The organism is Roseateles aquae (assembly GCF_032337115.1).
GTDB classification, from domain to species: Bacteria; Pseudomonadota; Gammaproteobacteria; order Burkholderiales; family Burkholderiaceae_C; genus Roseateles_C; species Roseateles_C aquae.
Genome location: NZ_JAVXZY010000008.1, coordinates 250575 through 269296, shown reverse-complemented (window position 1 = coordinate 269296; position 18722 = coordinate 250575). Strand labels below are relative to the sequence as shown.

The 18722-nt window shown below is 65.8% G+C and carries 13 protein-coding genes; 6 read left to right on the top strand and 7 right to left on the bottom strand.

The genetic code is table 11. The features are described 5' to 3' along the window. Positions 1–30 precede the first annotated feature (30 nt). The 7 genes from aspS to RQP53_RS18845 form a co-directional block, all read right to left on the bottom strand. A complete protein-coding gene (aspS, locus tag RQP53_RS18875) occupies positions 31–1827 on the bottom strand; it encodes an aspartate--tRNA ligase (RefSeq protein ID WP_315652226.1) in 1797 nt (598 codons plus the stop codon). A gap of 156 nt (positions 1828–1983) precedes the next feature. After that, a complete protein-coding gene (locus tag RQP53_RS18870) occupies positions 1984–2655 on the bottom strand; it encodes a DUF502 domain-containing protein (protein ID WP_315652225.1) in 672 nt (223 codons plus the stop codon). 25 nt (positions 2656–2680) lie between these two features. Then, a complete protein-coding gene (locus tag RQP53_RS18865; RefSeq protein WP_315652224.1) occupies positions 2681–2995 on the bottom strand; it encodes an FmdB family zinc ribbon protein in 315 nt (104 codons plus the stop codon). Between the two features lie 116 nt (positions 2996–3111). Further along, complete coding sequence (locus tag RQP53_RS18860; protein ID WP_315652223.1) at positions 3112–4587, bottom strand: high affinity choline transporter 1; 1476 nt, start codon at positions 4585–4587, stop codon at positions 3112–3114. 131 nt (positions 4588–4718) lie between these two features. Continuing rightward, positions 4719–8624: an ATP-binding protein gene (locus RQP53_RS18855; protein ID WP_315652222.1), complete on the bottom strand. Its 3906-nt coding sequence runs from the start codon at positions 8622–8624 to the stop codon at positions 4719–4721. A gap of 84 nt (positions 8625–8708) precedes the next feature. Continuing rightward, a complete protein-coding gene (ubiB, locus tag RQP53_RS18850; protein WP_315652221.1) occupies positions 8709–10259 on the bottom strand; it encodes a ubiquinone biosynthesis regulatory protein kinase UbiB in 1551 nt (516 codons plus the stop codon). Beyond that, a complete protein-coding gene (locus tag RQP53_RS18845; protein WP_315652220.1) occupies positions 10256–10777 on the bottom strand; it encodes a hypothetical protein in 522 nt (173 codons plus the stop codon). Before RQP53_RS18845 ends, ubiB begins: the two co-directional genes overlap by 4 nt. A gap of 259 nt (positions 10778–11036) precedes the next feature. Between RQP53_RS18845 and RQP53_RS18840 the strand changes: the two genes are divergently transcribed. The 6 genes from RQP53_RS18840 to rfbB all read left to right on the top strand — a co-directional run bounded on the left by RQP53_RS18840 (position 11037) and on the right by rfbB (position 18662). Beyond that, positions 11037–12431, top strand: coding sequence for an undecaprenyl-phosphate glucose phosphotransferase (locus RQP53_RS18840; RefSeq protein ID WP_315652219.1), 1395 nt, complete (start codon positions 11037–11039; stop codon positions 12429–12431). A gap of 64 nt (positions 12432–12495) precedes the next feature. After that, a complete protein-coding gene (locus RQP53_RS18835; RefSeq protein WP_315652218.1) occupies positions 12496–13737 on the top strand; it encodes a porin family protein in 1242 nt (413 codons plus the stop codon). A gap of 11 nt (positions 13738–13748) precedes the next feature. Next, on the top strand, positions 13749–14765 hold the full coding sequence (gene galE / locus RQP53_RS18830; RefSeq protein WP_315652217.1) for a UDP-glucose 4-epimerase GalE: 1017 nt from the start codon (positions 13749–13751) through the stop codon (positions 14763–14765). Between the two features lie 87 nt (positions 14766–14852). Next, the gene (locus tag RQP53_RS18825) at positions 14853–16262 is read left to right on the top strand and encodes a mannose-1-phosphate guanylyltransferase/mannose-6-phosphate isomerase (protein ID WP_315652262.1); all 1410 of its coding nucleotides are present in this window, start codon (positions 14853–14855) and stop codon (positions 16260–16262) included. Between the two features lie 29 nt (positions 16263–16291). Beyond that, complete coding sequence (locus RQP53_RS18820; RefSeq protein WP_315652216.1) at positions 16292–17575, top strand: nucleotide sugar dehydrogenase; 1284 nt, start codon at positions 16292–16294, stop codon at positions 17573–17575. A 25-nt stretch (positions 17576–17600) separates the two neighbouring features. Further along, positions 17601–18662: a dTDP-glucose 4,6-dehydratase gene (gene rfbB, locus RQP53_RS18815; protein ID WP_315652215.1), complete on the top strand. Its 1062-nt coding sequence runs from the start codon at positions 17601–17603 to the stop codon at positions 18660–18662. Positions 18663–18722: the final 60 nt, after the last annotated feature.

The following is an 18722-nucleotide window of genomic DNA, read 5'->3' as shown; positions in this document are numbered from 1 at the left end:
GCCCTTGCTGGTGTGCGGCTTGCGCCGGCATCAGGCGCCAGCGGCCGGCGCGGCATTGCGCAGGCGGATGTGCAGCTCGCGCAGCTGCTTTTCGTCGACATTGGACGGTGCGCCGGTCAGCAGGCACTGGGCGCGCTGGGTCTTGGGGAAGGCGATCACGTCGCGGATGGACTCGGCCTTGGTCATCAGCGTGACCAGGCGATCCAGGCCGAAGGCCAGGCCACCGTGCGGGGGCGCGCCGTACTGCAGCGCGTCCAGCAGGAAGCCGAACTTGACCTGGGCGTCTTCCTTGCTGATCTTCAGCGCGTCGAACACCTTGCTCTGCACCTCGGCACGGTGGATACGGATCGAGCCGCCGCCGAGTTCCCAGCCGTTCAGCACCATGTCGTAGGCCTTGGCAATGCACTTGCCCGGATCGCTGACCATCAGGTCCTCATGGCCGTCCTTGGGCGCAGTGAAGGGATGGTGAACGGCCGCCCAGCGGTCGTTCTCTTCATCGTGCTCGAACATCGGGAAGTCGACCACCCACAGCGGTGCCCAGCGGTCTTCGAACAGGCCGCTGGCCTTGGCGAACTCGCTGTGGCCGATCTTCAGGCGCAGGCCGCCGATGGCGTCGTTGACGATCTTGGCCTTGTCGGCGCCGAAGAAGAGGATGTCGCCGTCCTTCGCTTCGGTGCGCTTCAGGATCTCGGCAATCGCGGCATCGTGCAGGTTCTTGACGATGGGCGACTGCAGACCTTCGCGGCCCTTGGCCACTTCATTGACCTTGATCCAGGCCAGGCCCTTGGCACCGTATATCTTGACGAACTCGGTGTAGGCGTCGATCTCGCCGCGGCTCATGCCGCCGCCGCCGGGGACGCGCAGTGCGACGACGCGACCGCCCGGCGTCGTTGCCGGGGCCGAGAAGACCTTGAAGTCGACATCGGCCATCACGTCGGTCAGCTCGGTGAACTGCAGCTTGACGCGCAAATCGGGCTTGTCCGAACCGTACAGATGCATCGCATCGGCGTACTTCATCACCGGGTAAGCGCCCAAGTCGACGTTCAGCGCCTTCATGAAGACGTGGCGGATCATGCCCTCGAACATGTCGCGAATTTCCTGCTCGGTCAGGAAGCTCGTCTCAATATCGATCTGGGTGAATTCGGGCTGGCGATCGGCACGCAGGTCTTCGTCGCGGAAGCACTTGGTGATCTGGTAGTAGCGGTCGTAGCCGGCCACCATCAGCAGCTGCTTGAACAGCTGGGGCGATTGCGGCAGCGCGAAGAAGGTGCCGTCGTGAACGCGGCTGGGCACCAGGTAGTCGCGCGCGCCTTCGGGCGTGCTCTTGGTCAGCATCGGCGTCTCGATGTCGATGAAGCCATGCTCGTCGAGGAACTTGCGCGCTTCCATCGCCACGCGGTAGCGCAGCATCAGGTTGTTCTGCATGTACGGGCGGCGCAGGTCCAGCACGCGATGGGTCAGGCGCGTGGTTTCGGACAGGTTCTCGTCGTCGAGCTGGAACGGCGGCGTGACCGAGGGGTTCAGCACTTCGAGCTCATGGCAGAGGATCTCGATCTTGCCGCTGGTCAGGTTGGCGTTTTCGGTACCGGCCGGACGGCCGCGTACCTTGCCGACGATCTTCAGGCAGAACTCGTTGCGCACGTCCTCAGCGATCTTGAACATCTCCGCGCGATCCGGGTCGCAGACGATCTGCACCAGGCCTTCGCGGTCGCGCAGATCGATGAAGATGACGCCGCCGTGGTCGCGGCGACGATGGGCCCAGCCCATCAGGGTGACGGTTTGATCGAGCAGCTTTTCGCTGACTTGGCCGGCATAGCAGGTACGCATAAAGGTTCTCCGAATTCTTGGTCTTGGCCCGCCGCGCCCTCGGGGGCGGCAGGTCATGGGGTCAGGTCTTGTCTGTGAGGCGCTGGCGGGCCGGTTCGCGGGGTTTCAATCGCAAGCCGGCCTCAGGGTTGAGCACTTGCCGGGTGCTCAACCCGGTCAATTTCGCTCGTCGTTGCTGGCCGTCAGCGTGCCGCCGGCAGCCGCCGTCTCGGCTTCGCCATGCGGGGCCACCACGCCCATGGAAATGATGTACTTCAGTGCTTCGTCCACGCTCATTTGCAGCGGCTTGATGCTGCTGCGCGGCATCATCAGGAAGAAGCCCGAGGTCGGGTTGGGCGTCGTCGGCACGTAGAGGCTGACATGCTCGCTCTCAAAGTGCTGAGCGACCTCGCCGCTGGGCGCACCGGTCACGAAGGCGATGGTCCAGGAGCCCTGGTGCGGGTACTGCACCAGCACGGCCTCGCGGAAGGCATTGCCGCTGCTGGAGAACAGCGTGTCCGAGACCTGCTTGACCGAGCTGTAGATGCTCTTGACGATGGGGATGCTGGACAGCAGGCGGTCCCACTGGCGCAACCACCACTGGCCAAAGATGTTGGCCACGAACATGCCGGTCAGCAGCAAGCCACTGACCAGGATGATCAGACCCAGGCCCGGCACATCGCGCAGGCCGGCAATGCCGTCGTGCAGCGAGGCGGGCGACAACACGGTCAAGGCATCCAGCAGCGAGTGGAACACGCCGTTGACGACGCCCAGCACCTGGTTCAAGACCCAGATGGTGATCGCAAGCGGCAGCCAGACCAGCAGGCCGGCGATGATGTACTTTCTCACTGAGATCCTTGTTGTGGCACTGCCTTCAATGGCAGGCGCAGGAACCGCCGCAAGGCGTGGAGCCGCTGGCGGCAGCACTGCTGCTTTCGCTGCTGCTGGATGAAGCACTGGCCTCGCCGGCGGCACTGGCCACGGCAGGCGCTGCGGTGGCGCCGGCGCCACCCTTGAAATCGGTGGCGTACCAGCCCGAGCCCTTCAACTGGAAGCCGGCTGCGGTGATCTGCTTCTGGAACGTGTCGGCACCGCAAGCCGGGCAGGTCTGCAGCGGGGCGTCAGAAAGCTTTTGCAGCACATCCTTGGCATGACCGCAGGAACCACAGCGGTAGGCGTAGATCGGCATGGTTGTCTAAGCTGTTGATCAAAAAGGCGAAATTATAGGGGTGAGAGCGCTCTCAGCCCTGGCCAGATGGGCCACACCGTGGCCCGAGGCCAGATTTCAGGGCATATGGCGCGTTTTCAAGCCGAGGCCTCGTCGGGCAGGCCGGTCACATGACGCTTGTGCTCATGGCGGTTTTTCAGCCACTGCGGCGCCAGCGAGCCGACGACCATGCCGGCGAAGCCGGCCAGCAGGCCGGCCAGCTGGCCGGGGAACAGCTCACCAAACAGGCTGACCTGGGGCAGGAAGGCGATCCACACGCCGATGCCGGCCAGCAGCGAGAAGATCGCCCCCTGGGTGGTGGCGCGGCTCCAGTACAGCCCGCAGACCAGGGGCACGAAGGCGCCCACCAGGGTCACCTGGTAGGCCGAGGACACCAGCTCGTAGATCGAGGTGCCGCGCATCGCGATCGCGTAGGCCAGCACCAGGGCGGCGAAGATGATGATGGTCAGGCGCATGGCCAGCAGCTGCTGGCGGTCGCCCATGCGCGGCCGCAGATTCTTCAGGATGTTCTCGACGAAGCTGGTCGAAGGCGCCAGCAGCGTGGCCGACGAGGTGCTCTTGATCGCCGACAGCAGCGCGCCAAAGAACAGGATCTGCATCAGCAGCGGCATCTTGGTCAGCACAAAGGTGGGCAGCAGCTTCTGATAGTCGTCCTTGGCGATATCCAGCGCCTGCTGGCCCATCACCACGACGGCACTGGCGACGATGAACATTGGCACCGCCGCAAACAGGATGTAGCTGACGCCGCCGATGATGGCGCCATTGCGCGCCGTCTTTTCATCCTTGGCCGACATGACGCGCTGAAACACATCCTGCTGCGGGATGCTGCCCAGCATCATGGTCACGGCAGCGCCGATGAACATGGCCACCTCGGTGAAGCTGGGCTCGGGCATGAAGCGGAACAAGTCCTTGCTCTGCGCCAGCGCCAGCACCTGATCTGCGCCACCGGCCAGATCGGCCGAGAACACGGCGATGACCGACAGGCCAATCACCAGCACGATCATCTGGATGAAGTCGGTCCAGGCCACGGCCAGGAAGCCACCGATCACCACATAGATCAGCACGGCCAGCGTGCCGACGATCATGCCGGCGGTCTCGCTCATCGCGCCGTTGGTCAGCACCGAGAAGACCAGGCCCAGTGCGGTGATCTGCGCCGCCACCCAGCCCAGATAGCTGAGGATGATGGCGCCGGAGCAGAACACCTCGACGCCCTTGCCATAGCGCTGGCGGTAAAAATCGCCGATGGTCAGCAGGTTTTGGCGGTACAGCTTGGTGGCGAAGAAGGCGCCGACCAGGATCAGGCAGGTGCCGGCGCCAAACGGGTCTTCAACGATGGCATTGAGCCCGCCCTGGACGAACTTGGCCGGAATGCCCATCACCGTCTCGGCACCAAACCAGGTCGCAAACGTCGTCGTGATCACCATCGCCAGTGGCAGGCTGCGCCCGGCGATGGCGAAATCGCTGGTGTTCTTGATCCGGGTACCGGCCCAGACCCCAAGGGCCAAGGTGCCCAGCAGATAGAGCACGACAAAGACGATCAGCGTGATGTTCATGTCAGCGGCGCCGGCCGTCAGCCGGGGCGAGGTGAGCCAAGAGAGGGGGCGGGGCGACACGCCCGCTGGGCAGCCGCAAAAACCGGCGCATTATCGTTGAGCATGGGCGAGCCCGCGCCCAGGGCCATCCCTCAAGCGGGCGGCTGGTGCTCGGCCTGGCGCGGCGCCACCAAGGGCAGCAGCAGTTCAAACACCGCGCCCTGTCCTGGTGCGCTGCTGACCGAAATCTCACCCCCCAGCATCGAGTGCACGATGGTGTAGCAAAGATGCAGACCCAGGCCGCTGCCGCCACTGCCCAGCTTGGTGGTGAAGAAGGGATCGAAGACGCGCGAGAGATGCTGCTCCGGGATGCCGCAGCCGTCATCTGCGAAGCGCAAGCGCAGCTGATCGCCCGGCAGGCGCTCGGCATCGATACGAATCACGCCGCCCTGGCGCCCCTCAAAACCGTGGGTCAGCGCGTTCAGCACCAGATTGCTCAGCACCTGCCCCAGCGGACCGGGATAGCTGTCCAACAGCAGGCCTGCAGGCAGTTCCAGGCGCAGCTCATGGCTGTCCTTGCGCAGCCGGTTGATCAGGCTCAGCGCCACTTCCTCGCAGAGCTGGCGCAGATCGAACTCGCGGCGTCGCTCCGAAGTCTGGTCCACCGCCAGTTGCTTGAAGCTGGCCACCAGGCTGGTCGCGCTGCTGAGCCCGCGCAAGAGTAGGTCGGTGCTGCCGCGCGCCATCTCGCAGAAAGCCTGCAGCTCCGAGCGGCGCAGGGCGCCGGCCTCGAAGGCGGCGGCAAAACGCAGGGTGCTGTCGTGCAAGGTGCTGGCCGCCAGCAGGCTGTTACCCAAGGGCGTGTTCAGCTCATGGGCCACGCCGGCCACCAGCGAGCCCAAGGCGGCGAGCTTCTCCTGGGCGAACAGCTGGGTCTGCGTCTGCTTCAGCTGGCGGTAGGCGTCGGCATTGTCCAGCGCCACTGCCGCATAGGCACCCAGCGTCTGCAGCATGTCCAGATGGGTCTGGGTATAGGCATCGGCCTGCTCGCTGAGCACGCTGATCACACCGATCACCTGACCCTTCAGGCGCAGTGGCACGTAGAGGCCCGAGCCGGCCTGGCTGGGTTCGCCGCCATCGAGCAGCTCGACCTGCTGGCCGCCTTCGCGCTCGCGCACCCGGGCATCGAGCTGGCGGTTGTCGTGGGCAAAGCTGCTCAAGATCAGCGATTCATCGTGGTTGACGCAGCGCGCCGCCGGCTGCTCAGTGGCGGCCAGGCTGCGGCGGTAGGGCTTGCAGGGGCGGCCGCGGTCCAGCACGTAGTCGAACTCGATCACGCCCTCGTCGCGGCGCAGCAGGCCGACGCCAAAAATCGTCGCAGGCATCAGCGCCTCGACATGGGCGTTCAGCGTGTGGTGAATGGCCGCCACGTCGAGCGACGCGGTCAATTCGCGACCGATGTCGCTGAGCGTGGCAATCTGCTGGCGCTGCGCCTGCACTTCCGCCGTGCGCTTTTCAACCTGTTGTTCCAGCCGCAGCTGTTCGCGTTGAAGGCTGCGCAAGCGCAGCCGCCATGCCGTCCCCAGCAGCAGCAGCAAGGCCATCGCCAGCAGCAGCCGCAGCCAGCCACTGCGCCACCAAGGCGGCAACACCTCGATCTCCAGCAGCAGCTGCGGCTCGCTCCAGCGGCCATCGGGGTTGGCAGCCTTGGCGAGCAGCCGGTAATGGCCGGGATCGAGGTTGGTGTAGGTGGCCAGGCCCTCCCCGGGCGGGCCATGAATCCAATCGGGGTCGAAGCCGGCCAGGCGCCAGGCGTAGCGGATCTGCTTGGGGCTGTAGTAGTGCAGTGCCCGCAGATCAAAGCTGACCATGGCCTCGCGATGACTCAGCCGCAGCGAGCGAGCCTGCGCCAGCGGGCCCTCGATGCCCAAGGCCTTCAGGCTGCTGGCGGCGCCGCCGGCGGGCAGCGCATCGGTGCTGCCGTCCAGCATCGAGCGATTGAAGATGCGGATATCGGCCAGCACCAGCGGCGGCGGCGTGGCGTTGTCGCGCAGCTCGGTGGGCTTGAAGTGCAGCAGGCCCTCACCACCATAGAGCAAGCTGCCGTCGGGCCCGGCATGGCTGGCGCCCTGGACGAAATTGCCCGGAAAATGCCCCGAACGTGCCGCATAGCTGTGCAGGCTTTGCCGGTTCGGATCGAGCCGGCTCAGGCCCTCGGACGAGGCCATCCACAGCGAGCCGTCGGGGGCGTTTTCGAGACCATGGATCCAGCCGCGCGGCATGCCGGGCAGCTTGTTCCAGGCCTTCAGCTGCCAGCCCTCGGACTGTCCGACCGCTGGCAGCAACTGGTACAGCCCCTGCTGCGAGCCCACCCAGATCTGCCCGCGCGCATCCTGGCGCAGCGCAAAAACAATCAGGTCGGCTGGCTGGCTGAGGTCGGCGCTGGGCAGTACCGGCTGCACAAAGCCTTGCAGCCGCTCATCCCAGAGCTGCAGCCCGCCCTTGCTGCCCGCCCACAGCCGGCCCTCGGCATCGGCAAGCAGGCAGTCGACCACCTCGTTGCTGAGGGAACCGATCCGGCCGGCCTCGCGCCGAAAGCGCCGCAGCTGGCCGTCCGGCGCGATCCGGTAGACGCCACCGGCACTGCCGGCCCAGACATTGCCGCGGCCGTCGAGCGCAAACGAGCTGATCGAGGTGCCCCCGCCGGTGGCACCGGCCAGGTCGATGCGGCGCACGCGCCGGCCCGGCAGTTCGAGCAGAAAGATGCCGCCGTCACCGCCCACCCAGAGCCCGCGCCCGGCTTGCAGCATCAGCGCTTTTTGATACGGCATGGGCAGCTGATCCTTGCCGATCCGCTCGGTGCGGCCGCTGGCCAGATGAACCCGGTTCAGCCCGCCGCCGTAGGTGGCCGCCCAGGCATGCTCGGTGCCCTCGGCCTGCACCGCCATGACGCCGTCGGACGACAGGCTGTCGGCCTCGCCGAAGACCGAGCGGTAGCTGTGGAAGCCGCCGCTGTCCAGATCGACCAGGGAGATCGTGCCATCCCAGGCGCCAACCCAGAGCACGCCGCTGCGATCCTGATTGATGGACGCCGGCGCGCGCGCGCCGATGCTGTCCGGCAAGGCGGGATGGCGAATGAACTGCTCGGCCGCCGTGCTGCCCGGCCGCCAGCGCCACAGGCCGGCACCACCGCTGCCTATCCAGACCGAGCCGGCGTGGTCGGTGAACATCGTGTGGATCATCAGGGCCGGCAGACCCAGGCGCTGCGACCAGTCCAGCTGGCGTCCGCTGGCCGCCTCGACGACCCGCACGCCGCTGTTGGTGCCCAGCCAGACATGGCCCTCACGGTCCAGCGTCAGGTCACGCACGCCGGGAGCGGCGCTGTCAAACGCCTGCAGCGGCCAGCGCTGCAGCGGGTGCCCGCTGCCATCCAGATGCAGGAGCTCCTGGCCGGCGGCCAACCAGATGCCGCCGAGGCCGTCGCCACGCATCGCCCACAGCTGCGCCGGCCGGCCGGCCACCGCTGTTTGCAGGGGCGGCAGCGGCATGTCGCGAAAACGCCGCTGGGCGGTGTCGAACTGAAGCAGATTGATCGGCGTCAGCACCCAGACCTTGCCCGCGCCGGCCGGCTGCAGGCCGAGCACATAGCGCTCGCGCATATGGCGCTCGCCCGGCAGGCCATGGCGGCGTACCCGCTCGGTGTGCAGATCGATCTCGTCCAGCCCGCGCTCGGTGCCCAGGAGCATGCGCTCGTCGGGCAGGAGCAGCATCGCCCGCACCGCCGGATGGCTCAGCGACGCGGGATTGGCCAGATCAGACGGAAACAGCTTGCCGCGCCGTCCGTCGTAGCGCAGCAGGCCCTCGCTGGTGCCCAGCCACATCAGGCCGCGGCTGTCCTGCTGGGCGCTCATCAGCGTGGCCTGCACGCCGGTTTGTTCGGGGCCCAGGTGCTCGAAGCGCAGGCTTTGCAACGCACCGCCAGCACGCGCCAGCGGCGCCAGCATGCCCAGCGCCAGCCCAAGGGCAGCGAGGAAGAGGGTCCGGGCGAGCCAACGCATCGCGCGAGCTTATGCGCAAAAGGCGGCGGGGCAAGCCAGAGCTACCCCAGGCCATTGCCGCTTTTTGAGGCAATGGCAACAGCCTCAGTGCAGCTGCAGGTACAGGTGAGTGACCACCAAACCCAAGGTGAAGCCAATCAGGCCGAACAGCAGCGCCTGCAGCAGGCGGTTGGTACTGCGCTGCTCACGGATCAGCGCGCGCAAGGCCGCGTCGTCATGGCCGGCGGCCTGGCGCTTCAGGCTGTCGTGCAGCAGCCGCGGCAGCTCGGGGAAGATCTGTGCAAAGCGCGGCGCTTCCTTCTTCATCTGGATCAGCAGCGCGCGCCAGCCCACCTGCTCGTTCATCCAGCGCTCAAGGAAAGGCTTGGCGGTGGCCCACAGGTCCAGCTCCGGGTCGAGCTGACGGCCGAGGCCTTCGACATTGAGCAGTGTCTTTTGCAAGAGCACCAGCTGCGGCTGGATCTCGACGTTGAAGCGGCGCGAAGTCTGGAACAGCCGCATCAGCACCTGGCCCAAGGAGATGTCCTTCAATGGCCGATCGAAATGCGGCTCACAGACGGCCCGCACCGCGCTCTCCAGCTCGTCGACCCGTGTGCCCGCCGGCACCCAGCCCGACTCGATATGCAACTGCGCCACACGCTTGTAGTCGCGCTGAAAGAAGGCGATGAAGTTCTGCGCCAGGTATTCCTTGTCGTTGTCGGTCAGCGTGCCGATGATGCCGAAGTCCAGCGCGATATAGCGGCCGAAGGTCGCCGGGTCCAGGCTGACCTGGATATTGCCCGGGTGCATATCGGCGTGAAAGAAGCCGTCGCGGAAAACCTGGGTGAAGAAGATGGTCACGCCGTCGCGGGCCAGCTTGGGGATGTCAACGCCGGCATCCTTCAGTCGCTGCACCTGTGAAATCGGCACGCCGCTCATGCGCTGCATCACGATCACCTCGCTGGTGCACAGCTCCCAGATCATCTCGGGCACCAGCACCAGATCGAGGCCGTCCATATTGCGGCGCAGCTGGGCGGCATTGGCGGCCTCGCGGACGAGGTCCAGTTCGTCATGCAGATAGGTGTCGAACTCGGCGACGACCTCGCGCGGCTTGAGCCGCCGGCCGTCGGCCGACAGCCGCTCGACCCAGCCGGCCAGCAGGCGCAGCAGGGCCATATCGTCATCGATCACGTCGAGCATGCCGGGCCGCAGCACCTTGACCGCCACCTCGCGGCCGCTCTTCAACGTCGCAAAGTGAACCTGGGCAATCGAGGCGCTGGCGACCGGCTCGGCATCAAAGGTGGCGAACAGCTGCTCGATGCTGCGGCCGAAGGCCTTTTCCACCAGGGCGCGCGACTGCGCGGCCGGGAACGGCGGCACCGCGTCCTGCAGCTTGGCCAGTTCCTCGACGATGTCCAGCGGCACCAGATCGCGCCGGGTCGACAGCACCTGACCGAACTTGACGAAGATGGGGCCAAGCTGCTCCAGCGCCAGGCGCAGACGCACGCCACGCGGCTGCTCCCATTGGCGCCCCAGCGTGATGGCGCGGCGCAAAAGGCGGAAACGCCGCCGCCGGAAGCCCGACAGCGCGAGCTCGTCGAGACCGAAACGGTAAATCGTCCAGAGGATGACGAAGAGCCGCGCGAAGTACCTCATGCGCCAGCGCGCCCACCGGGCACCAGCGAGGCCGCGCTGCGCGCCAGCACCGCCAACCCCGAGGCGATGGCGCCGCCCCAGCGCACCAGCTGGTGCGCCGGCGCCGGGCCGACGATCTTGGCCAGGTCGTCGGCCACATCCCAGCGCAGATGCTCGATCAGCCAGTTGAGGTCGCCGGCCAACGCGGCGTCACCCTGCACGCTGACCCGCGGCCGCTCGCCACTGAGCGCGGCCAGCGCCATGGCGGCCGGGTTGCTCGCATCGACCTCGATGCGCATGGCCTCGGCCGGCGAGACTTCCTGCCGCTCCAGCAGCCCGGCCGGTGTGATTGCCAGGACGAGGTCCGGCGCCCTGGGTAGCAGCGCCGGCCAGCCGGCCAGATGCACCACAACGGCGCGCCCGGCATGCGGCTTCAACTTGGCCATGGCCAAGGTCTCGCGGGAAATGACGTGGTTCAGCAGCAGGCAGATACGTTCCTGCACCGCCGGCGCCAACAGTTGTGACCAATCTTGCAGCATGCGGCGATTGTAGGCAGGCCTGTCCGGCCACGCGGGCTTTGGGCAGGTCGCAGGTCAAAGACATTGCAAACCGCCTCTCCAGGCGCATCGCTGTCACGGATCTTGCTTAATCTAGGGACAGCCAGGGACGGACCGTGACGTTTAGTTACCCGCGAATTAGGCGAGAATCGCCGCTTCGTGCCTGAGAGAGGGAGTGCGGGCCTGTGCGCCGCAAGTTCGGCCACTGAGAAGAAAACAGGCCTTTTGGAGCCAACGGACAATGTTTGAGGACCGCAGTTACAAGAGAACGTTTTACAGCGCCCCGCAGTCGGTTCAATCACTGATCGCCGCGTTCCTGGAGCCCAGCCTGATCGTGCTGGTCTACCTGGCGGTCAATGCCTACTTCGACGAGCCGGTGCTGCGTTCCACCTACACCCTGTGCCTGTTGGTGTTTGCGCTGACCTTCCCGGGTCGCAACCGCTTTTCCGATCACCCGGTCAGTGCGGCCATCGACATCATCAGCTCCTGGGTCATCCTGCTGGCCATCCTGGGCATGTTCGCCTATGCGACCAACAGCCTGGGCTACTTCGAAGACCATGTGATTTTCTGGTGGGCCATCCTCACCCCGCTGGCTCAATGGGCCGCAGTGGAGATTGGCCGACGCATCCTGCGCTGGCGCGAGGCTCACCCGGCCTCGCGGCGCACCGCCGTGATCGTGGGCGCCGGCCCGCTGGGCGTGAAGGTGCAGCGCGCACTGCGTGCCCACGGTGCCAACAGCGTCGATTTCCTCGGCTTCTTCGACGATCGCCAAGATGATCGCCTCGATCCGCAGGCCCGCGACAAGCTGGTCGGCATGCTCAGCGAACTGAGTGACTATGTCCGCCAACACAATGTGCGCGAGGTCTACATCACGCTGCCGCTGGGCTCGCAGCCGCGCATCGTGCAGTTGCTGGAACAGGTGCAGGGCACGACGGCCTCGCTGTTCTTCGTGCCCGATGTGTTCGGCATCAGCATCATCCAGGGCCGGCTGCAGGACATGAATGGCGTGCCCGTGGTGGGCATCTGCGAAACGCCATTCACCGGCACCAACGAATTGGTCAAACGGATCAGCGATGTGGTGCTGGCCAGCATCATCCTGGTGCTGATCTCGCCCATCCTGGCCGCCATCGCCATCGGCGTGAAGCTCAGCTCTCCCGGCCCGATCATTTTCAAACAGCGACGCAACGGCCTCGATGGCGAGGAAATCATCGTCTACAAGTTCCGCTCGATGCGGGCGATGGACAACGGCGCTGTCGTCAAGCAGGCCACCAAGGGCGATCCGCGCATCACGCCGTTCGGCGCCTTCATCCGCCGCACCTCGCTCGATGAGTTGCCGCAGTTCATCAATGTGCTGCAAGGCCGGATGAGCATCGTCGGCCCGCGCCCGCACGCGGTTGCCCACAATGAGGAATACCGCAAGCTGATCAAGGCCTATATGGTTCGCCACAAGGTCAAACCGGGCATCACCGGCTGGGCCCAGGTCAACGGCCTGCGTGGCGAAACCGACACGATAGACAAGATGAAAGCCCGGGTCGAATACGATCTGGAATACCTGCGCAACTGGTCCCTGGGGCTGGATCTGCAGATCATCGTCAGAACGGTGCGGCTGGTGCTGTTCGATCGTCATGCCTACTGAGCCGCATGCTGCCCAGCGCACCGATGTGATGACACCGCACACAAGTACAAATCAAGGACAAGCCATGGCTCTGGCCAGCACACCCGCCCGCCCCCTGATCGCCCTGCTGCTGGCGGGCCTGTTCGGCAGCGGCGCCCACGCTGAGAGCAGCCCTTACTACGTCGGCACCTCGCTGGGCCTGACCCGTGTGGCCAACGTCTACCGGCTGGACAGTGCACAACCCGCGAATAACGACTGGGTCACGACCGGCAGCCTGCTGGCCGGCATCGACCAACGCTATGGCCGCCAGCGGATCTACGGCAATCTGAGCCTGAATGCCAACCGCTACCGCCACAACAGCCTGTTGAACAACACCGCCTACCAGCTCGACAGTGGGCTGGACTGGTCGGCCTTCGACAAACTTGGCGGCACCTTGACTGCCGGGGGCAGCAAGTCGCTGGCCGAGTTCAATCCAGGGGGCGACAAGCCCAGCCTGACGATCAAGAACGTGCTGACCACCAAGCGCGCAGGGGCGTCTGCACGCTATGGTCTGGCTGGCCAGCTCAGCCTCGAAGCGCGAGCCAATCACTACACCAGCCGCTATAGCGCCAGCGAGTATCTGCCCTACAACTATGAGCAGAACGACGCGGCTGTTGGCCTGGTCTATCGCTCCAGCCCCTCGCTGAGCTTGGGCAGCTATGGGCGACTGACCCGTGGCAGCTACCCCAACTACCGTCTGGTTGGCGGCAGCTATGTCGTCGATCGCGTTCGCCGCAAGGATCTCGACCTGACTGCCAATTGGCAGCCATCGGCACTGTCCAGTCTGTCAGCACGGCTGAGCTTTGGCCGCGCCACCCACAGTGAGGCCGGTAGCGGCAGTTTCAGCGGCACCACCGGCTCCCTGGTCTGGCAGTGGCAGGCGCTGCCCAAGTTGGGCTTCAACACGACGCTGTCGCGTGAGACCGGGCTGGACAGCACGCCGGTCAATGGCTCGCCATTCGGCAACGAGATCGACTACAACCGCGTCACCAATCGAGTGCGCCTGGGCGCCGACTACGCGATGAGCGCCAAGATCGGTTTGACGGCCTCTTATGCAGTCGCCAAGCGTGATCAGCGCAACAGCTTCGGCGTCAACAGCGTGGCCGGCAGTGACACCTTGACCAGCTGGCGCGTCGGCCTGAACTGGAGCGCCACCCGCAATGCGCTGCTGAGCTGCCAGTACACGCATGATGAGCGCAGCTTGGGCCAGGCCCAGCCGATCAGCCCCTACACCCTGCCCTACTCGGCCAACAGCATGGGCTGCACCGGCCAATACATGCTGCGCTAAGACTGCCTGAGATGCCCACCGTTCTGCTCACCGGCGCCGCCGGCTATATCGCTTCGCATACCTGGCTGGCCCTGCAATCGGCCGGTTATGAGGTCGTCGGCCTCGACAATTTCAGCAACAGCTCGCCGCTGGTGCTCGAACGCCTTGCACGCTTGAGCGGCCAGACACCGGTGTTTGAACAGGCCGATGTCTGCGACCGCACAGCCCTGGATGCCGTCTTCGCCCGCCACCAGCCCGACGCCGTCGTCCACTTCGCCGCCTTCAAGGCGGTCGGCGAATCCACCGCCAAGCCGCTGGACTACTACGCCAACAATATCGGCGGCCTGGTCAGCACGCTGCAAACCATGCAGGCCCATGGCTGCAAGCGCATCGTGTTCAGCTCCAGCGCCACTGTCTATGGCCAGCCCGAACGGCTGCCGCTGACCGAAGATGCGGCGCTGTCGGCGGTCAACCCCTATGGGGCGACCAAGCTGATGGGCGAGACCATTCTGCGCGACCTCGGCGCGGCCGACCCGTTGTGGCAGACGGCCTGCCTGCGCTACTTCAACCCGGTCGGCGCCCATGAGAGCGGCCAGATCGGCGAAGACCCGCGCGGCATTCCCAACAATCTGATGCCCTATGTGGCCCAGGTGGCCGTTGGCCGGCGCGAAGCGCTGCAGGTCTTTGGCGACGACTACGACACACCCGATGGCACCGGCGTGCGTGACTACATCCATGTCTGCGATCTGGCCGAGGGCCATGTCGCGGCACTTCGATTCCTGCTCGGCGGCAGCGAGTCCATCACCGTCAACCTCGGCACTGGCCGTGGCTACAGCGTGCTCGATGTCGTGCGCGCCTATGAGGCGGCCAGCGGCCGCCCGGTGCCCTATCGCATCGTGCCGCGCCGCCCCGGCGACGTGGCCGCCTGCTACGCCGACCCGGCCCTGGCCCGCGACAAGCTCGGCTGGCAGGCCAGGCACGATCTGCAGCGCATGTGTGAGGACAGCTGGCGCTGGCAAAGCCTGAATCCTGACGGGTTCAAGGCCTGAAGCTTCGGCTCACAACATTTTTTCAGAGAGGTCCCTGGGGGACGAAGTAACGTGAACGACAAGAAGATCTCGACACAACCCGTCATCATGGCCGGCGGCAGCGGCACCCGGCTGTGGCCGCTGTCGCGCGCTGGATTCCCCAAACAGTTCCTCGTGCTGTCCGGCAACAGCAGCTTGTTCCAGCAGGCCGCCGAACGGCTGCAAGACCTGGGTGCCGACGATATTGCAGTGCAAGCCCCGTTGATCGTCGGCAACGAAGAGCACCGCTTCCTGGTGCTGGACCAGCTGCGCGAGACCGGCGCCGATCCAGCCGCCGTGTTGCTGGAACCAATGGGCCGCAACACCGCTCCAGCATTGACGCTGGCCGCGCTGCAGGCACTGAAGGACGGCCAGGATCCGGTGCTGGTGGTCACGCCGGCCGACCAGACGGTCACCCGGCCGGCCGCCTTCACGGCAGCCTTGCAACAGGCGGTGCGCGAGGCTGCCGATGGCAGCATCGTCATTCTGGGCATCACGCCAGACCGGCCCGAAACCGGTTATGGCTATATCCGCAGCGAGGCTGACGCGCGCGGCCTGGCCGTGGCCCAGTTCGTCGAGAAGCCCGACGCGGCCACCGCGCAGCGCTATCTTGATGCCGGCGGCTATTACTGGAACAGCGGCATGTTCGTGCTGCGTGCCAGTGTCTGGCTCAAGGCCTTGCAGCGCTTCCGCCCCGATATCGCCACTGCCACCGAGCAGGCCTTTGCCGCGGCCAAGCTGGATGCCAAGTTTGTCCGCCCGGGCAAGGCCGAGTTCGCCGCAGTGCCCTCGGAGTCGGTCGACTACGCGGTGATGGAGCGCTGCCCCGGCAGCGAGTTCGCGCTGCGCATGGTGCCCCTGGATGCGGGCTGGAACGATCTCGGCGCCTGGGAGGCCGTCTGGCAGGTGGCCGACAAGGACGCCCATGGCAACGCCACCCAGGGCGACGCCCTGCTGGCCGACAGCAGCAATGTGCTGGTCCATGCGACCAGCCGTCTGGTCGGTGTCGTCGGCCTTGATAACGTCGTGGTGGTGGAGACGCCCGATGCCGTGCTCGTCGCTGATCGCAGCAAGAGCCAGGACGTCAAGCTGATCGTCAACCAACTCAACGCCAGCAAGCGCGGCGAACAGAACCTGCACCGCAAGGTCCACCGCCCCTGGGGCTGGTACGACAGCATCGACATGGGCGAACGCTTCCAGGTCAAGCGCATCATGGTCAAGCCGGGCGCTTCCCTGAGCCTGCAGATGCACCACCACCGCGCCGAGCATTGGATCGTGGTCTCCGGCACCGCCGAGATCACCAACGGCGACAAGGTGCTGCTGCTGTCCGAGAACCAGAGCACCTACATCCCCTTGGGGCAGGTGCACCGGCTGGCCAACCCGGGCCGGGTACCGCTGGAAATCATTGAGGTGCAATCGGGCTCCTACCTCGGCGAGGACGATATCGTCCGCTTTGAAGACAACTACGGGCGCCAGTGAGCGTCAAGCGAATCGACGGAGAAACGGCAATGGCAACGACGGTAGCAGTGATCGGCCTGGGCTATGTGGGCCTGCCGCTGGTGGTGGAGTTCGGCAAGCAGATGCGCACCATCGGCTTCGATATCGCGACGTCCAAGGTGGAAGCCTGCCAGCGCGGCACCGACCCTTCGCGCGAACTGAGCGATGAGCAGGTGCAGGCCGCCACGCAGGCCGTCTACACCGCCGACCCCAAGATGCTGGCCGAGGCCGACATCATCATCGTCGCCGTGCCCACGCCGGTCGACGAAGCCCACATCCCCGACTTCAAGCCGCTGATCGGCTCCTCCACCAGCGTCGGCCGCCACATGAAGAAGGGCGCCATCGTCGTGTACGAGAGCACCGTCTATCCTGGTGCCACCGAAGAGGTCTGCATCCCGGTGCTGGAGCGTGAATCGGGCCTGAAGTGGAAGCAGGACTTCTTCGTCGGCTACAGCCCCGAGCGCATCAACCCGGGCGACAAGGAACACACGCTGACCAAGATCCTGAAGATCGTCTCCGGCGACACGCCCGAGACGCTGGACGCGGTCGCCAAGCTCTACGAGCGCATCATCGTCCCCGGCGTGCACCGCGCCTCCAGCATCAAGACGGCCGAGGCCGCCAAGGTGATCGAGAACACCCAGCGCGATCTGAACATCGCGCTGATGAACGAGCTGGCCATCATCTTCGACAAGATCGGCCTGGACACCTCCGAGGTGCTGGAAGCCGCCGGCACCAAGTGGAACTTCCTGAAGTTCAAGCCGGGTCTGGTCGGCGGCCACTGCATCGGCGTCGACCCCTACTACCTGACCCACAAGGCCGACATGCTGGGCTACCACCCGCAAGTCATCCTGGCCGGCCGCCGCATCAACGACAGCATGGGCAAGTTCGTCGCCGAGCAGACCATCAAGCAGATGATTGCCGCCGGCTGCGCCATCAAGGGCGCCCGCGTCAACGTGCTGGGCCTGACCTTCAAGGAAGACTGCGCCGATCTGCGCAACTCCAAGGTGATCGACATCATCCGCGAGCTGCAAAGCTATGGCGTTGAGGTGACGGTGACCGACCCCGATGCCGATCCGGACGAGGCGGTGCACGAGTACGGCGTGCGCACCGTCAGCTGGGCCGAGCTGCCCAAGGCCGACGCCATCGTCGCGGCGGTGGCGCACAAGGGCTATAAGGCACTCACCGTGGCCGAGATCAGCGACAAGCTGGTGGCCGGCGGCGCGTTCATCGACGTCAAGGCCGCGTTCGACCAGGCTGCGCTGGAAGCGGCGGGCTTGCGCGTCTGGCGTCTGTAACCCTCGTGCTGGAGGCAAGCCGCCCATGAGCATTCTGGTCACCGGCGGCGCCGGTTTCATCGGCAGCAATTTCGTGCTGGACTGGCTGCGCCAGTCCGACGAGACCGTGGTCAACCTCGATCTGCTCAGCTATGCGGGCAATCTGGAGAACCTGAAGTCGCTGGACGGCGACGCGCGCCATGTGTTTGTGCAAGGCGATATCTGCGACCACGCGCTGATCGACAAGCTGCTCGCCGAGCACCGGCCCCGCGCGCTGGTGCACTTCGCCGCCGAGAGCCATGTGGACCGCTCGATCAGTGGCCCGGCCGCCTTCATGCGCACCAATGTCGAGGGCACGTTCACCCTGCTCGAAGCGGCGCGCGCCTACTGGACCGCAATGGACGACGCGGCCAAGGCGGCGTTTCGTTTTCACCATGTCTCGACCGACGAGGTCTACGGTTCGCTCAAGCCCTGCGACCCGCCCTTTGCCGAGACCAACCCCTACGAGCCGAACAGCCCCTACTCGGCGTCCAAGGCCGCCAGCGACCATCTGGTGCGCGCCTGGCACCACACCTATGGGCTGCCGGTGGTCACCACCAACTGCTCGAACAACTACGGGCCCTATCACTTCCCCGAAAAGCTGATCCCGCTGATGATCGTCAACGCGCTTGCGGCTAAGCCACTGCCGGTCTACGGCGACGGCCAGCAGATTCGCGACTGGCTCTACGTCACCGACCACTGCGCCGCCATCCGCGCCGTGCTGGCCGGCGGCCGCCTGGGCGAGACCTACAACATCGGCGGCTGGAACGAGATGGCCAATATCGACATCGTCAAGACGGTGTGCGCCCTGCTCGATGAGTTCAGACCTGACCCCGCCGGCCCCTATGCCCGCCTGATCACCTATGTGAAGGACCGGCCCGGCCACGACCGCCGTTATGCGATCGACGCGCGCAAGATCGAGCAGGAACTGGGCTGGCGCCCGGCCGAGACCTTTGCCACTGGCATCAGGAAGACAGTGCAGTGGTACCTTGACCATCCCGAGTGGGTCAGCCGCGTGCAGAGCGGCGCCTACCGCGACTGGGTCAAGCAGCAGTACGCAGCACCATGAAGGCGTGCCGAGCGCCGGGCCGCCGCAAGCCGGCATGCATCCCTACAGAGGATCGTCTGC

What these genes read in the sequence shown, in the direction of transcription:
- RQP53_RS18865 (WP_315652224.1), bottom strand. Translation starts at nt 2,995, where the DNA reads ATGCCGATCTACGCCTACCGCTGTGGTTCCTGCGGTCATGCCAAGGAT.
- RQP53_RS18845 (WP_315652220.1), bottom strand. Translation starts at nt 10,777, where the DNA reads ATGCTGCAAGATTGGTCACAACTGTTGGCGCCGGCGGTGCAGGAACGT.
- aspS (WP_315652226.1), bottom strand. Translation starts at nt 1,827, where the DNA reads ATGCGTACCTGCTATGCCGGCCAAGTCAGCGAAAAGCTGCTCGATCAA.
- RQP53_RS18825 (WP_315652262.1), top strand. Translation starts at nt 14,853, where the DNA reads ATGGCCGGCGGCAGCGGCACCCGGCTGTGGCCGCTGTCGCGCGCTGGA.
- RQP53_RS18860 (WP_315652223.1), bottom strand. Translation starts at nt 4,587, where the DNA reads ATGAACATCACGCTGATCGTCTTTGTCGTGCTCTATCTGCTGGGCACC.
- RQP53_RS18855 (WP_315652222.1), bottom strand. Translation starts at nt 8,624, where the DNA reads ATGCGTTGGCTCGCCCGGACCCTCTTCCTCGCTGCCCTTGGGCTGGCG.
- rfbB (WP_315652215.1), top strand. Translation starts at nt 17,601, where the DNA reads ATGAGCATTCTGGTCACCGGCGGCGCCGGTTTCATCGGCAGCAATTTC.
- RQP53_RS18840 (WP_315652219.1), top strand. Translation starts at nt 11,037, where the DNA reads ATGTTTGAGGACCGCAGTTACAAGAGAACGTTTTACAGCGCCCCGCAG.
- ubiB (WP_315652221.1), bottom strand. Translation starts at nt 10,259, where the DNA reads ATGAGGTACTTCGCGCGGCTCTTCGTCATCCTCTGGACGATTTACCGT.
- RQP53_RS18835 (WP_315652218.1), top strand. Translation starts at nt 12,496, where the DNA reads ATGGCTCTGGCCAGCACACCCGCCCGCCCCCTGATCGCCCTGCTGCTG.
- galE (WP_315652217.1), top strand. Translation starts at nt 13,749, where the DNA reads ATGCCCACCGTTCTGCTCACCGGCGCCGCCGGCTATATCGCTTCGCAT.
- RQP53_RS18820 (WP_315652216.1), top strand. Translation starts at nt 16,292, where the DNA reads ATGGCAACGACGGTAGCAGTGATCGGCCTGGGCTATGTGGGCCTGCCG.